This window comes from Maridesulfovibrio sp. (assembly GCF_963677005.1).
Classification (GTDB): Bacteria; Desulfobacterota; Desulfovibrionia; order Desulfovibrionales; family Desulfovibrionaceae; genus Maridesulfovibrio.
The window spans coordinates 2,305,816-2,320,537 of record NZ_OY781616.1; the positions used below are offsets into that span (position 1 = coordinate 2,305,816).

General features: G+C 50.6%; 15 protein-coding genes. 7 read left to right on the plus strand and 8 right to left on the minus strand.

The features are described from left to right. Position 1: 1 nt before the first annotated feature. The 3 genes from alr (at position 2) to ACKU4E_RS10255 (ending at position 2,656) form a co-directional block, all read left to right on the plus strand. Positions 2-1,126 (plus strand): alanine racemase, encoded by a 1,125-nt coding sequence (alr, locus tag ACKU4E_RS10245; protein WP_320170978.1) that lies wholly within the window; start codon positions 2-4, stop codon positions 1,124-1,126. A gap of 118 nt (positions 1,127-1,244) precedes the next feature. Next, positions 1,245-1,433, plus strand: a complete 189-nt coding sequence (locus ACKU4E_RS10250) for a hypothetical protein (RefSeq protein WP_320170979.1) — start codon at positions 1,245-1,247, stop codon at positions 1,431-1,433. 71 nt (positions 1,434-1,504) lie between these two features. Continuing rightward, entirely contained in the window at positions 1,505-2,656 is a 1,152-nt protein-coding gene (locus ACKU4E_RS10255) for an ABC transporter substrate-binding protein (RefSeq protein ID WP_320170980.1), read from the plus strand. Positions 2,657-2,763: 107 nt separating this feature from the next. Here the strand turns inward: ACKU4E_RS10255 and ACKU4E_RS10260 are convergent, their stop codons facing one another. The 5 genes from ACKU4E_RS10260 to ACKU4E_RS10280 all read right to left on the minus strand — a co-directional run bounded on the left by ACKU4E_RS10260 (position 2,764) and on the right by ACKU4E_RS10280 (position 7,791). Next, positions 2,764-4,017, minus strand: a complete 1,254-nt coding sequence (locus tag ACKU4E_RS10260; protein WP_320170981.1) for an iron-sulfur cluster carrier protein MrpORP — start codon at positions 4,015-4,017, stop codon at positions 2,764-2,766. 210 nt (positions 4,018-4,227) lie between these two features. Then, the gene (locus tag ACKU4E_RS10265; protein ID WP_320170982.1) at positions 4,228-4,773 is read right to left on the minus strand and encodes a NifB/NifX family molybdenum-iron cluster-binding protein; all 546 of its coding nucleotides are present in this window, start codon (positions 4,771-4,773) and stop codon (positions 4,228-4,230) included. A gap of 428 nt (positions 4,774-5,201) precedes the next feature. Next, a complete protein-coding gene (locus tag ACKU4E_RS10270) occupies positions 5,202-6,536 on the minus strand; it encodes a sigma 54-interacting transcriptional regulator (RefSeq protein WP_320170983.1) in 1,335 nt (444 codons plus the stop codon). 139 nt (positions 6,537-6,675) lie between these two features. Beyond that, positions 6,676-7,332 carry a hydrogenase nickel incorporation protein HypB gene (hypB, locus tag ACKU4E_RS10275; RefSeq protein WP_320170984.1) on the minus strand — a complete coding sequence of 219 codons (657 nt, stop codon included), beginning with the start codon at positions 7,330-7,332 and terminating at the stop codon, positions 6,676-6,678. 60 nt (positions 7,333-7,392) lie between these two features. Continuing rightward, positions 7,393-7,791 carry a hydrogenase maturation nickel metallochaperone HypA gene (locus tag ACKU4E_RS10280; protein ID WP_407944128.1) on the minus strand — a complete coding sequence of 133 codons (399 nt, stop codon included), beginning with the start codon at positions 7,789-7,791 and terminating at the stop codon, positions 7,393-7,395. 293 nt (positions 7,792-8,084) lie between these two features. On the opposite strand from ACKU4E_RS10280, the gene ACKU4E_RS10285 reads away from it, so the two are divergent. Then, the gene (locus tag ACKU4E_RS10285; RefSeq protein WP_320170985.1) at positions 8,085-8,741 is read left to right on the plus strand and encodes a CBS domain-containing protein; all 657 of its coding nucleotides are present in this window, start codon (positions 8,085-8,087) and stop codon (positions 8,739-8,741) included. A gap of 230 nt (positions 8,742-8,971) precedes the next feature. On the opposite strand, the gene ACKU4E_RS10290 is transcribed toward ACKU4E_RS10285, so the two are convergent. Beyond that, positions 8,972-9,283, minus strand: a complete 312-nt coding sequence (locus tag ACKU4E_RS10290; RefSeq protein WP_320170986.1) for an IscA/HesB family protein — start codon at positions 9,281-9,283, stop codon at positions 8,972-8,974. A gap of 218 nt (positions 9,284-9,501) precedes the next feature. On the opposite strand from ACKU4E_RS10290, the gene ACKU4E_RS10295 reads away from it, so the two are divergent. Beyond that, positions 9,502-10,059 (plus strand): TetR/AcrR family transcriptional regulator, encoded by a 558-nt coding sequence (locus ACKU4E_RS10295; RefSeq protein ID WP_320170987.1) that lies wholly within the window; start codon positions 9,502-9,504, stop codon positions 10,057-10,059. Between the two features lie 131 nt (positions 10,060-10,190). Here the strand turns inward: ACKU4E_RS10295 and ACKU4E_RS10300 are convergent, their stop codons facing one another. Both ACKU4E_RS10300 and ACKU4E_RS10305 read right to left on the minus strand, forming a co-directional pair. Continuing rightward, positions 10,191-12,194: a methyl-accepting chemotaxis protein gene (locus ACKU4E_RS10300; protein ID WP_320170988.1), complete on the minus strand. Its 2,004-nt coding sequence runs from the start codon at positions 12,192-12,194 to the stop codon at positions 10,191-10,193. A 9-nt stretch (positions 12,195-12,203) separates the two neighbouring features. Then, positions 12,204-12,683 (minus strand): cytochrome c family protein, encoded by a 480-nt coding sequence (locus ACKU4E_RS10305; RefSeq protein WP_407944111.1) that lies wholly within the window; start codon positions 12,681-12,683, stop codon positions 12,204-12,206. A 591-nt stretch (positions 12,684-13,274) separates the two neighbouring features. On the opposite strand from ACKU4E_RS10305, the gene ACKU4E_RS10310 reads away from it, so the two are divergent. Continuing rightward, positions 13,275-13,835 carry a 4Fe-4S dicluster domain-containing protein gene (locus ACKU4E_RS10310; protein WP_320170989.1) on the plus strand — a complete coding sequence of 187 codons (561 nt, stop codon included), beginning with the start codon at positions 13,275-13,277 and terminating at the stop codon, positions 13,833-13,835. Continuing rightward, the gene (locus tag ACKU4E_RS10315; RefSeq protein WP_320170990.1) at positions 13,832-14,719 is read left to right on the plus strand and encodes a CoB--CoM heterodisulfide reductase iron-sulfur subunit B family protein; all 888 of its coding nucleotides are present in this window, start codon (positions 13,832-13,834) and stop codon (positions 14,717-14,719) included. Before ACKU4E_RS10310 ends, ACKU4E_RS10315 begins: the two co-directional genes overlap by 4 nt. Positions 14,720-14,722: the final 3 nt, after the last annotated feature.

Here is a 14,722-nt window from a genome sequence, read left to right on the forward strand (position 1 = left end):
CATGACTATCGAATACAACACACTTGAAGTGGAAATTGATCTGCAGGCTATCCGCAACAACTACAGAATCCTTTGCGAAAAAGGATCAAATGTCTACGGTGTAATCAAGGCCGATGCATACGGACACGGACTGGTTGAGGTCTCCCGCGCCCTTGAAGCAGAAGGAGCAACCACCTTCGCGGTCGGCACCATCGGCGAAGGGATCACCCTGCGCAAAAGCGGCTGCGACAAGCGCATCATTTCCCTGCTCGGCCCTTTGAACGAAACGGACTGCACCAACGCCGCCATGTTTGAAATAATCCCTTTTATCGGCGAATTCGAGCAGTTGGAAATGCTGGCCGGAATTGCCGGGAAACATGACGGGAAAATCAAAATCTGCCTGAAATTCGAAACAGGAATGTCCAGACTCGGCTTCTCAACGGATGAGCTGGATAAACTGATCGGCTGGCTCAAGGAAAACCCGGCCATAGAACCGGTGCTGGCCAGCTCCCACCTTGCAACATCCGATGATCCGGCTTACGAAAACTACATGGATGGACAGTTTGCGAGATTTTCGCACATACTCAAGACCCTGTCCGAATCCGGATATGATGTGGAAGCCTCGCTGGCCAACTCCGCAGGAATTCTCGTCCACGACAAGCTCCATTTTACGGCCCAGAGGGGCGGCATTGCCCTGTACGGCGCCAACCCGCTGAAAGACACCAAATGGAGTTCGCTCGGAGACGGGCTTAAACCCGCCATGCAGGTCAGCACCAGAATTGCGGCCGTGCGTGAACTCAAGAAGGGACAGGCCATAAGCTACGGCTGCACCTATGTCGCCGAGCGGGACATGACCGTTGCCATTGTCTGCGCAGGCTACGCAGACGGATACAGCAGACATCTTTCCAACACAGGGGAAGTCTGCATAAACGGCAGACGCGCCCCCATACTCGGAAGGGTCTGCATGCAGTTGTGCATCGTGGACGTAACGGACATTCCCGATGTCCGCTTCGGAGGCAAGGCCTACCTGCTGGGAGGCGAAGGCGAAGGAACCATCAGCCCGGACGATCTGGCAGGCTGGTGGGGAACCATTACTTACGAAGCTTTCTGCCTGCTGGGAATGAACCCGCGGGTGTTCAAAAAGTAGATAAGACTGTCCGGGGGAGGATGATCGGGATAAGATCTGATCCTTTTTTTGACGTGTACGGAACGGCTCCGGAAATGCCGGGACCGTCCGGGGAAAAATATAACCGGGAGAGATTGAAATGGCTTGGAAAGTTGCAGAGAGTCATCCGCTCAAGGATGTTGATCCAGCGGAACTCAGAGATAAATGGATGGAAGTAGCCATGGACATGGCTCTCATCCCCGAAAACAACATCAGGGTTTACATCGAGGACGGCATAGTCCGCATCGAGGTCAGCGAAGAATTGTACGACTGCATGGCAGGTATCTGATTCTTTCAAGGGCGTTTCCACTGCGGAAACGCCCTTTGACATCGATCCTGATAAATCAGTAAAGGTTGCAAATGAGCGGATCCATAAAGACAGCAGCACTGTTCCTGATGATTCTGGCAGTATTCGCCTTAGGATGTTCCGGAAATGGAGCTTCCGCGAAGCAGGAACTGAAGGTCGGAGTTGTGGCGGTCACCAGCGGGGAACTGTTCCGTAAGGGTAATTACGTTATGACTGCGGCCCGCTATATGACTGACAAAATCAACAATGCCGGCGGGATTGCCGCTGACGGAAAAACTTTTTCCGTAAAGCTTTACCCGGCTGACAGCGGGGCTGATGCGCAGACTGCGGCAAAAGCGGCAACCAGAATGATAGAACAGGAACATGTTTCAGCCATTGTAGGAGCCACCTCCAGCGATGTGGCCCTTGCCGTGGCTGATGTCTGCGAAACGCACAAAATACCTTTCATCACCCCTGTGGCAGGAACAACCAGGCTGACTTCCATGCCCTATTCATTCAGGGTCTGCTACACGAACAAAGCCCAGGGCAGGGCTCTGGCCAAATTTGTCCACAAATATCTTGAGTCCGGCTCGGTAGGTATTCTCTTTTCTTCCGGCAGCACCTACAGCACGGAACTGACCGAATATTTCAAATCAAGCTACGAAAAGGACGGCGGTAAAGTCGTCGCGCATGAAAGTTATGCCGAGGGAGCGCGGGAGTACGCCAGACAACTGCGCAGCATAATTAACTCGGGTGCAAAAATTCTTTTCCTGCCGGGGAACACCAAAAAGGTGCAGCTTCAGGCTGCACAGGCCCGCAAGTTAGGCTTCAAAGGCACGCTGCTTGGCGGCGATTCATGGGACCCGGTTGATCTGGACCGCAACAGAATTTTTGCAAACAGCTACTACACGGACCACTGGACCAAAGGGTTGCCCATCGAAGGTAATTCGCAGTTCGAAAAAGATTTCAAGAAAAAGACCGGGGCAGACCCTACGGAACTTGAAGCCCTGACCTGCGACGCCTTCGGCAGCCTCTTTGAAGCTGTGAAAACGGCCGGTTCCATTAAGCCTGCAGCAATCCACCAGGCCATGGTGGATATGCCGCCCTTCCACGGAGTTACCGGAAACATCGATTACAACAACAATGGCGACCCGGACAAGGAAGTCATCATTTCCACCATCAAAGATGGTCGCGCACAGGTTGAGTGCATAATCCCTGCAAAATAGTATCCGAAGGCCCTCCGGGACCTTAAAGACAAAACCGCCCACAGATGTCTCTGCGGGCGGTTTCGTCAATCGAGGCTATGTAAAGGTAGGTTTACATATAGGCAATATTAGTGATCGCAGGTATTTGATCCGGTCTGAAGAGTTCCGGCAAGGTAGCTGGCCACCACGGTTTCCGGAGCTTCGGCCGGAGAACCGACAACAACCTTGACCCCTTCGTCGGTGAACAGGGACTGTGCTCTGGAGCCCATACCGCCGGCGAGAACGAGGCTTACGCCGCGTTCAGCGATCCATTTGGGCAGAACACCGGGTTCGTGGGGCGGAGGAGTTTCCATGGTTGTGGCGACAATTCCCTTGGTGGCAACATCGACATCAACCAGTGCGAACTGTTCGCAGTGCCCGAAGTGCATGCAGAGTTTACCCGCAGCAACGGGAACAGCAATTCTGAGCATACCGTTTTTGCTTTCGAGATCATCAACTTTAGGCATATCATTATCCTCCTGAAGCGTATCCGTCAGGTTCAACATGGGTTTGATAATTTTGTTCAGGGCCTGGCCGGTGGGGCTTTCATGATCCACCCTGATGATGGGGTAGCCTTCATCCCCGGAACGGCCTACTTCCGGGTCAAGCGGGATGCGGCCGAGGAATTTCACGCCGGTTTCCTTTGCCAGTTCTTCACCGCCGCCGGTATTGAATATATTGTGAACGCTTCCGCAGTCCGGGCAGACAAATCCGCTCATGTTTTCAATGAGTCCAAGCACCGGGTTGCCTACCTGCTTGCAGAAATTTACGGAGCGGCGCACATCGTCCACCGCAAGACCCTGCGGGGTGGTTACGATAACAGCCTGGGCGTCAGTGCCGAGGGTCTGCAGTGCAGACAGAGGTTCGTCACCGGTTCCCGGAGGGCAGTCTACAACCAGAAAATCGAGATCGTTCCAGGCAACATCCTGCACGAACTGTTTGATCAGCCCGATTTTAACGGGACCGCGCCAGATGACCGGATCATCCTTGCTGGGCAGCATAAATCCGAGAGACATGACCCAGAGATTGCTGGACCAGGAAATGGGTTCGATAACTTCATGGCCGATATGCGGCTTTTCGTTTTCCAGACTGAGCAATCTGGGGACGCTTGGACCGTGTACGTCCACATCAAGCAGCCCTACCTGCTTGCCGGCAAGAGAAAGAGCCACCGCAATATTGGTGGCAACAGTGCTTTTACCCACCCCGCCCTTACCGGAAATAACAACAATCTTGTGTTTTATTCTGGAAAGAGCCTTCTTCAGTTTCATGTCCTCAGGGCTGCAACCCTGCGAGGAACACCCGGAACCGGAAGCGGAGCAGCTTCCGCAAGCATGATCACTCATCTATAAATCTCCTGCCCCTCGGACAAACGAGAGGGTTTCATTTAAGTGCAAATTAGGCGGGCCCCCAGGACCCGCCTCACTGAAACATTCAGGTTAATCTAAGATTCATAAGAATCTTGTCAATGCCTGAACAACCAACAGGAATTGTCCAGTCGTGCCTGCACACAAAGGAGAGGAGAAAAGGCAGGACTGAACCGGATGTAAAAGATTCTACCAGTGCCCGTCCTTGTCAGCTTCACTGGCCGATTCAAGCTTGCCTGCCTTGAAGGAGGCCAGAGCCTCTGCAACAGTTCCGCTTTCAATGAGGTGCACAGAGATTTTGCCTTTGTCCAGAGCCATAAATGCCTTCGGACCTACATGCCCGGTAATTACGGCCTTGGCACCCGTCGCGGCCACATTCTGGGCGGACTGGATTCCGGCCCCCTGGGCGGCATTCAGGTTCTGAATATTATCCACAAATTCGAAGCCGTCGTTTTCAGTATCGCAGATAAGAAAACCCTTGGCCCGTCCGAAGCGGGGATCCACTTCACCGTTCAGGTCCTTGCCCTGACAGCTGATAGCTACTTTCATATTAATCTCTCCCTTGTCCGTTGCTGAGGGATGGTCCCGCCAAGCGGCCTGCTCCCTGCCCGGACCTCTGATTTTTGAAACCACGGCCGCCCTGTCTGCACCGGCCCGGCATGCCGACCCTTCCGCCGCATCCGGGCATGATGTAATTTTCCAGACAGTTCTGCCTGTAAGCTTCAAGAATTTCATCAACCATTCCCCGTATCCAGGGAATGACTCGGACGCCGGTCCGCTCCAGTTCATTGACTGTGCAGCCGCAGATAGCGCCGCATATTAAAAACGTTGCCCCGCAGGTCATAATGGCGGATGTCCTGTCCTTTGGGTCTTTTGAGGGAAGGGATAGGTAACCTGCGGGGCAAATTTCATTGTCTGTCACCCGGAACAGTTTTAGTTCCGAAGCATTATCAAACACCGAGGCCAGCCTGTTTTCATAACAGGCCAAACAAAGCAGCTTTGAATTATGATTGCTTTCTTCGTTTCCTCTCATGCTCTGACTAAAAGCATTCTTTGTGCCTGCTCAATTTTAATCAATAATTTTAATAAATTAAAGCAAAGATGAATTTTAAGATACAGCAGAATGGGATTAAAACAAGTCGAGAAAGAAACAAAAAGGCGAATTATACGCCCATTTCATCACAGCGGGAAACTATGCGCCGGAGAGTATCCTTGGATATTCCAAGTTCACGGCAGGTAGCCATTTTTTTCTGATTGTTTCTTTCCAGAGCGCGCCGGACCGCGAGGCATTTTATCTCCTCCATGGTCAGGGGCATATCGGCGGAAGGAAGGGATTCCCTTGATTGGGGCTGCAGATATTCGGGCAGATGCTCTACCTGGATAAATCCGCTCGGACACAGGATGAAGGCGAATTCAAGAATGTTCTCAAGCTCACGCACATTGCCGGGAAAAGGGTGGCGCATGAGAATCTGCAGGGTATCTTCGGAAACACCGTCAATATCCTTTCCCTGCAGGGCATTAAGCCTGCTTATGAAATGATTGATGAGAAGAGGTATATCCTCAACTCGATCCTTTAGCGGAGGGAGTGTCAGGGTAACCACGTTAAGCCGGTAAAACAGGTCCTGACGGAATGTTCCCTGCTCCACCAGTTCGGCAAGATTCCTGTTGGTAGCGGCGACCACCCTTACATCCGCTTTTACGCTGGCAACAGCGCCCAACGGTTCAAACGACTTTTCCTGGAGAACCCTCAAAAGTTTTACCTGCAGGTTCGCGGGCATGTCCCCTATCTCATCAAGAAAGATGGTCCCTCCGGCAGCAAGTTCAAAGCGGCCGGCCTTGTCTTTTCTGGCATCGGTAAAGGCCCCTTCCTTGTAGCCGAAAAGTTCCGACTCCAGCAGGTTGTCCGGCAGTGCTCCGCAGTTTACGGCCACAAACGGACCGTTCCGGCGATCGCTGAGATTATGTATTGCGCGGGCGAAAAGCTCCTTCCCGGTACCGGACTCACCGAGAAGCAGCACCGTGGCCTCACTCCTGCTCACCTGCGGCAGAATGGAAAAAACCTTGGCCAGCGGCCTGCTCTTGCCGATGATATCCTCAAAACGCCACGAATCCTCAACTTCCCTGCGAATTATCTGGATATCAGTCAGATCGCGAAAACTCTCGACCCCGCCAAGCTGATTGCCGGCAGCATCCACAAGCGGAGAAGCACTTATCGAGATAGGGACCTTGCGGCCATCGGCATGAATGAAAAATATGGATTTGTTGCTGATGCGCCCGCACCCGTTCATGCAGGAACGCAATGCACACTCCCCATCGCAAAGACTGGAATGAAATACGTCCCAGCACTTGGAACCAACTGCTTCTTCCGCCGGCACGCCGGTTATGCGGCTCGCCGCTTCATTGAAGAATGTAATGTTCCAGTCCAGATCAACCGTGAAGACTCCATCGGCAAGGGAGTCCAGCACAGCGGAACAGGGCAGGTTGCTGGGGAATTTCATCTGGCGCATGTCTCCGGAGGCCCTGCGGGCCCTGCTGGGGATTCGAACCCCCGGAAGGCGCGAACCCGCCCGAGAACACTGTTTCAGTTCGGACGGGCCTGAGCCTTCCGGGAGTATTTATTCAATGTCAGACAAGAAGTTACGCTTTTTCGGAGCGGGCTTTACGCAACCAGGCGTACCAGTCTTCAAGTCCTTCGCGAGTACGGCAGGACATGGGGAAAAGCTCTATATCGGCGTTAAGCTTGCGAGCATGGTTTTTGGCCTTTTCAAGGTCGAAATCAACATACGGCAGCAGGTCGATCTTGTTCAGGATCATTACGGATGAAATATGAAACATGAGGGGATACTTTTCAGGTTTGTCATCACCTTCAGTAACCGTGAGCAGGGTTATCTTGTGATCTTCACCGACATTGAATTCTGCCGGGCAGACCAGATTACCCACGTTTTCAACAAACAGGATGTCCAGCCCTTCAAGGTCCAGCAGGGAAAGAGCTTCCTTGACCTGGCTGGAATTGAGATGGCAGCCGCCCTCGGTATTTATCTGAACGGCCTGAGCACCTGTAGCCGCAACCCGGCGGGCATCGTTGTCGGTCTGAAGATCACCCTCGATTACGGCCATCTTGAATTCATCCTTGAGATCGGCAAGGGTCTTTTCCAGCAGACTGGTTTTGCCGGACCCCGGAGAACTCATCAGGTTCAGGCACAGTATGTTTTTTTCCTTGAAAAACTGTTTGAGCTCTTCAGCAATTCTATCATTTGCTTCCAGAATATTTCTTACTACGGGAATCTCGCCCATTTCCGTCTCCTTTTAAACAATCCTTAACTAAGGCTAAAAAAGTTCAGATTTCCGGGAATCTCAATCAACCTCGATGCTCTCGATCTGCAGTTCCTTTCCCTGCAGTACCTCGTGGCCTATTTCCAAGCCGCACTTAGGACAGGCCATGTACAGCTTGTCTTCAGGCGTAAACTCCTCCCCGCAGCCGCCGCATCGGACCTTTATCGGAATTTCCCTTACTTCAAGAACTGAACCTTCAAACTTTGTTCCGATGGTTACAGCTTCCCAGCCGAAAGTAAGTGCATCAGACACCACTCCGGCAAGGGCTCCGTTTCCCACATTGATTTTCTTCAGCGTGGAATCCGGCTGCTTCTCCATTTCCTCTTGAATTATTGCAAAGATACTTTGCGCAATTGACATTTCATGCATAAAATCTGGACTAACCCAAAAAATTATCAGGGGCAAGGTGCAGCAGCGCATAATTCCGGAACCTTTGGGAGATAAATTTGCAATCAAATTTTTACCTTTAAAAACAACATGTTCCAAAAATACAATAGACAAACGACAAAATACGCTGAACAACTGAACGCAAGAGTGGACGGCCTTGCGGGAATATTAAAGCTTGAGTATGTGAAGATTGTGTTTTATCCATGTGCCGTTTCCAGTAAACACTCCGGAACAGGAACCAATCCTGTTTCAGCCAGCCGATCTCCACTACCGGAGACAGACAATCATATATTCACCGGATATTCCGGACTCTGGAGGACACGCAGATGTATGTGGGACTGAAAATGCTCAAGGACTTTGTCACCGTTACGCCCGACACTCCGGTGAGGGAAGCGGACAAAATTCTGGAAGACAATCAGTTGTGGATGCTTCTGGTCAAGGATGGTGACGAACTTATCGGTTACGTTACCAAGGAAGATGTCCGCGCAGCGTTGCCGTCGGTTATCAACTCTCTTGACAAGCATGAACTGAACTATCTGATCAGCAAGGTCACTGTTCGCGAAGTCGTGCACAAAAACATCACCACCATCCCGCCGGAAACAGAGATTGAGGCCGCAGCGGACCTCATGTTTGAAATGAACCTGTCCGGCATTGCCGTTGTGGATGAAAACAAGAAGCTTATTGGCTACATCAACCGCAACAAAATGCTCGAAGTTCTGGTTGAGGAAATGGGACTCAAGCAGGGTGGCAGCCGTATTGTCATTGATGTGGAGGAACGGACAGGGATTATCTACGAAGTTGCCGGAATCATCTCCAACATGAAATACAGCATCATCAGCACCTGCGTTTTCAACCACCGCAACAGGCGGGTGGTTGTTGTCCGCGTAGCCACGGAAGACCCTACCCCGATCATCGCGAGCATCCGGGAAAGAGGTTACAAGGTTGTTGGACCGGAAGATTTCATGGACGACTGGAAAAGTTAGGCGCTGCAACAGCAGATTTTATCCGTCGGCTCCTATTTGATATGAAAGCGGATACCGATCGTAAAAAAACGGGCTGTCCCATACAGGGGCAGCCCGTTACTTTTTGATTCGGCTTTATGTTATCTCACAGACCGGATCAGCCGGTTTCCGTTAAGCTCATATGCCTATCATATAGTATTATGCCTGTATTACTGCTTTTAATTCTAAAAGAGACCACAGGACCGGATTTATCAGCCGCAGCTGCCGGAGCAGGAACCGCATTCCCCTCCGCCGCCAAGTTCCATTCTGGAATCAATGACGAATCCGGTATAGCTTAAGTCAACCCGGAAAGGGCTGCCCTGCTCGTTGAGATCCTTATCGATCAGAAAGGTAAACCCTTCAACATCAAGCGTATCGTCAGTACCTTTTGGCTCATCCAGAGCCAATGCCAGCCGGGGGCCGGCTCAACCGCCGGTAGCCAGATATACGCGGATAGGGGTTCTGTCTTTATCTGCAAAATAGTTTTCAAGCTGTTTTAATGCAGCATCGGTTAATTCAACCATTTTTTCCTCCTCATAGATTTTGTCTATCTAAAATAAGATTTGTATCAGGTTTTGTCAAATGCATTGAGTTGACCTTGTTACAACCATGAGGTAGGTGTTACCGTTCAATAGGGATTGCCGTTCAAAAAAAGTGTTACATATTCTCATTTTTTGATTATGATATTTCCATTAACAAGACCGACAACCGGCGAACAAATGCGTCTAAGGGAGACCGCAGCATGAAGACCAAGGATATCATCCTCGCAACAGCCAAGGAAATGATCTCAGAGGTGGGTTTCCACAAAGCCACAACGGCCAATCTGGCCAAGGCTGCCAACATTTCAGAAGGAACTATCTACAGGCATTTTGAAAGCAAGGAAGACATCCTCATGCATATTCTCAATGCCCTCGAAGAACAATTTTCGTATTACATTGAGGCGATACGCAAAAAACTGGATGTAAAGGAATGTTCACTTGAAGACATTATGAATGAATATTTCGACTTCTTCGAGAAGAATGAAATAGATATGAAGATCATGCTCTCGACATACGGGCTGCTTGATTCCTCCAAACGGCTTATGGCTGTTTTCCTGAAGAACCTTGAACTCATTCTTGAAGACTGCATCCGTATCGGAGTGGAAAAGGGCGAAATCAAGGATATAAACATCGAAGACAACGCAACAGTCGTCATGACCATCATTTTCGGCCTGACCAGAATGCAGCTCTACTGGCCTGCCGGACGTGATGTACGGAAGGAAGCAGTGGAATTCTGCCGCCGCAGCATCATTATCAGCTAGATCGGCATCTATTCGACCAAACGAAAATGGCCGTCCATTAGGGCGGCCATTTTTTTTATTACATCACAATGGACAAAAAGAATTCCCTGCCGATTCAGCGACAGGGAATTCTTCGTATCTCCAAGAAGTGGTTATTTAAACCTTTCCACAAGATTGCTCAGCTTTCTGGCCATTTCCGCCACATCCTGAATGCCGCCATTGGCATTCTGAATGCCTGACGACAGGGACTGAGACAGTCCGTTGATTTCCGTGACGCTGTTGTTGACCTCGTCACTTGTTGCCGACTGCTGTTCCGCGGCGGTGGCTATGGCCCGAACCATATCCGCTATCTTGTCGGATTCGGTTACGATTTCAGAAAGGACCGTTCCGGCTCCCTCGGCCATCTGCACTGTTTTCTCAACACGTCCGCGCACTCCGGACATTTCTTTTACAACATCACTTGTGCCCTGCTGGATCAGGCCTATGGCGCTTTCAACCTCATTTGTAGCGCTCATGGTCTTTTCGGCCAGCTTGCGGACTTCATCGGCGACAACGGCAAATCCCCTGCCTGCTTCGCCTGCTCTTGCGGCCTCAATGGCAGCATTCAGGGCCAGCAGATTTGTCTGGTCGGCAATATCATTAATTACAGACATAACCGCGCCGATGTTCTCAGCCCTGCTCGACAGGTCTGCGAGCATATCAGATAGTTTATCCGTTATTTCAGTAACTTTGTAGATTTCACTTACAGTATCGGAAACAACCACGCCGCCGTCACGGGCCACCTTGTTGGCTCTGTCGGAAGCCTCCGCGGTTTCACCAGTGTTCCTGGCAACCTCCAGAACCGTGGCATTCATCTGCTCCATGGCTGTTGCAACCTGCCCGGTCTGCATTGCAGTGGTATCAACTCCTGAAGTCAACTCGTTCATCTGAAGAGACAAGTCCTCGGAAGAATTCAGCAGATGCCTGGACACCTCGGTAACCTCGTTGGCAACCTCAAGCAAAGCTTCCTGCTGCTGCTCTATGTGCAAACGTCCGGCTTCCTCTTCGGTAAGATCAACCATCACCGCAATGGCGCCGACAGTTTCCCTCTCTGCATTGAGCAGCGGACAGACCTGATAACGCAATGGGAATTCCACTCCGTCAGCCCTTTTATAACGGAGCAGCCCTTCCGGACATTCCCCGGAAGCAATAGCTTCTGCGGTGAGCGGATCATTGTTTCTGGTGAAATAATCACCCACAAATGAATTGAGGACCTCTTCTTCTGTTTTGGCTAGAATGTCCAGCAGCGGAGTATTGGCAAAATTAATTCTCTGATCCCTGTCAACCACGCACATGGGCACGGTAATTCCGCCCAGGACCCCCTTGTTGTAAACAAGCTGGTCCTTGATCTGCGTGGCCATTCCGGCCAGATGATGCCCCAGAGAACCGAGTTCATCCGAACTGTTCACCTCAAAACAGGCATCCAGGTTTCCAGAAACAAACTCGTCCGTGGCATCTGAAATGATCTTTATCCGGCTGACAATTGATCTGCGCATGAAGAAAAGCAACGCTCCCAGCAAGGCGACAAGCCCTGCGAAGGAAAGCATGGCTCCCTTATACTGGGACATATGCAGAGAAGCGAACTGCGCCGAGACATCCTGAACCATCAGCATTGAACCCAGTATCGGCTGCCTGCTTCCATGACAGTGATGGCAACGCCTTTCGTTCTTAATGCTTTCTACTTCCACAAAAACGTCCTTGCCATCCAATGAAGTCAGCATTCCCCTTTTAATCGGTGCCTGAAGGCTTTCAACGAAAAGAGAGACTATCTCCTGATTATTGAATTTTTTTACAAGGTCAGAACGAATTTCTCCGGTCTCCGTGGAATAGGTGATATTACCTTTGAAATTGGTCAGATAAATTTCAACATCATTATAATTAGTGGCAACCGAGGCAAACTTTTCAGTTGTTCCGCTGTTATCCCCCTTGGCCATGGGTTCGCGTATGGCGAGCTGAAGCATCTCCGCATAACGAAGAGCTGTTTTTTCGATTTCCTCCATCATGGAAGATCGCTGCCAGAAAGAATTACCCAGAAAAAGAAGAATGAAAACGGTAGCAGTAAGGAGAGTGGTAAGGACCATTACCTTGTTGCCGAGGGAATCTCTGATGAATTTCATACTTCCCTCCTAATGGGCTCCGCCGAAAATCAGCGGCTTGAAGTTGAAATTCTCTACCCTTTCAGCATTGTGGCAGGTTTCACAGTCCTTTATGGACAGATCCTTTTTTATGAATTCCGGATCGCCATCCTCTGCATGGAGAGAGCCCGGACCGTGACAGACCTCGCACCCGGCATCGGCAAGTTCCGGTGTTTCTTCAAAGGAAACAAATCCGCCGGGTTTGCCGTATCCTGTTGCGTGGCATCCGTAGCATTCCTTGAGTTCGTCAGGATCAAGGTCCGAAGCCATAATCTTAACACTCTTGCTGGAATGCGCTTTTTTCGAGAACTTATGGTAGTTGTTGTACTCCTGTTCATGACATTCTTTGCATTTTCCAGATCCAACATACGTTGCGGAATCGGAAATACCATATTCCGATGCAAAGCAGCCCATAACGATAAACGCCGCCAGAAAAACCCCGATCCGGACGGCAGGCAATCTTCCTCGCATAAGATATAACCCCGTTGATGAATGTAAAGATCATACAGAAAACAACCTGCTATTGCAGTGAAGCTGCACAAATGCGGCTTTCCCGGCTCACATGCAAACAAGGCTTCTGTTCCCCCATATTTATCAAGACCTACGCCTTTTATTCTGAGATGTGAAGTATATTTTCCTGCTGCCAACCGTACTTGCGGCTATGCTTCTTAATGTTCAAACCTGGCATGATACCATTTAACTGCATACCGAAAACTCAGATAACTATACACACCCGACAATATACAACAAATAACTGCGCAACATCATAAAGAGAAAAAATTGACTGAAAGATCAACCAAGACACTGCACGTTATTTTTTTCACAAATTATGCTTAAAATGAAATAAATCCAACATCAAATAAAAACGAGCACTTACATCGAAAGCAAAGATAACCTCCGGCAACAACAGAGATTATCGCGTAATACTACTTGCGGTCAGGCAGCTTCTTCTGGCAGTATACGGCATCTTAAGAATCCATCCTCTGTATAATCTTTAAGCCAAATCTAGACACAAAAGCCCGCTCCACTGGGCTTTAAAAGCGGTAAGGCGGCTACTCACTTATGGGAATAGTTAACATTACGAAGTCTTATGACGCCGATTTTGTAAAGCAGGTTGAAGAAGAGAGCGGACAGAATCTTGCGCTGTGTTATCAGTGCGGAAACTGTACCGCCGGATGTCCGTACACATTTGCGTACGACATCCCGGTCAGCAGGATCATGCGTCTCGTTCAGGCCGGGCAGAAGGAAACTGTATTGAAATGCAAATCCCTCTGGCTCTGTGCCACCTGCGAATCCTGCACAACCAGATGCCCGAACAACATTGATGTTGCGCACATAATGGATGTTCTGCGCCACATGGCCCGCCGGGAAGGATATGCTCCCGTGCCCACGGTCAAGACGTTCTGGGACAGCTTTCTCGATTCAGTTGAAAACAACGGTCGTGTGTTTGAAGTAGGTCTTCTGGCTGCTTATGTTGCCAAGACCGGAAGATTCTGGACAGACCTTGATCTGGGACCGAAGATCCTGCCCAAGGGCAAGATGCACTTCAAACCTCATCAGATCCAGGGCAAGGAAGAAATTGCCAAAATATTCAAACGGTTCAAAGAGGAGTCCCGCAAATGAGTGATTCCTTGAAAGTAGCATACTATCCCGGATGCTCCGGCACCGGGACATCCATGGAATATGACATGTCCACCCGCGCGGTCTGTGCCGAACTCGGCATTGAACTTGCCGAGATCCCGGACTGGAGCTGTTGCGGTTCCACTCCGGCCCATACTGTGGACCATGCACTCTCCAGCGCACTTTCCGCCCGCAACCTTCAGTTGGTGGAAAGCATGAATCTGGACACTGCAATCACGCCGTGCCCGAGCTGCCTGACCAACCTGAAAACGGCCGAACACCGCATGCAGAAAGATTCCATGCGCGAAAAGGTCAACAAACTGCTGGACAAGCCGTACAACGGCGGCGTGACCACCAAGTCCGTCCTGCAGGTAATGGTTGAAGACCTCGGACTCGATGCAATAAAGAAAAAGACAATCAAACCGCTCAAGGGGCTCAAGGTTGCCGCCTACTACGGCTGCATCATGAACAGACCCCCGGAAGTGATGAACTTCGATGATCCGGAACACCCCATGGCCATGGACAACATAATGACCGCCATGGGAGCGACGGTGCTGCCTTTTCCCCTCAAGGTCGAGTGCTGCGGAGCATCCTTCGGCATCCCGCGCAAGGACGTGGTAATGAAGCTCTCCGGAAAACTGCTGGATGCAGCCGAGGGACTCGGCATAGACGCGCTGGTTACCGCCTGCCCGCTCTGCCAGATGAACCTTGACCTGCGTCAGAGCCAGATCAACTCCGCCACCGGAGCAAGACACAACATCCCCATCTTCTATTACACCCAGCTTATGGGCCTGGCCCTTGCCATAGGAGAAAAGGAACTGGGACTGGACAAGCTCTGCGTGAGCCCCCGAAACGCGATCAATGCCATCGGCAGAGAGGAAAAATAGCGG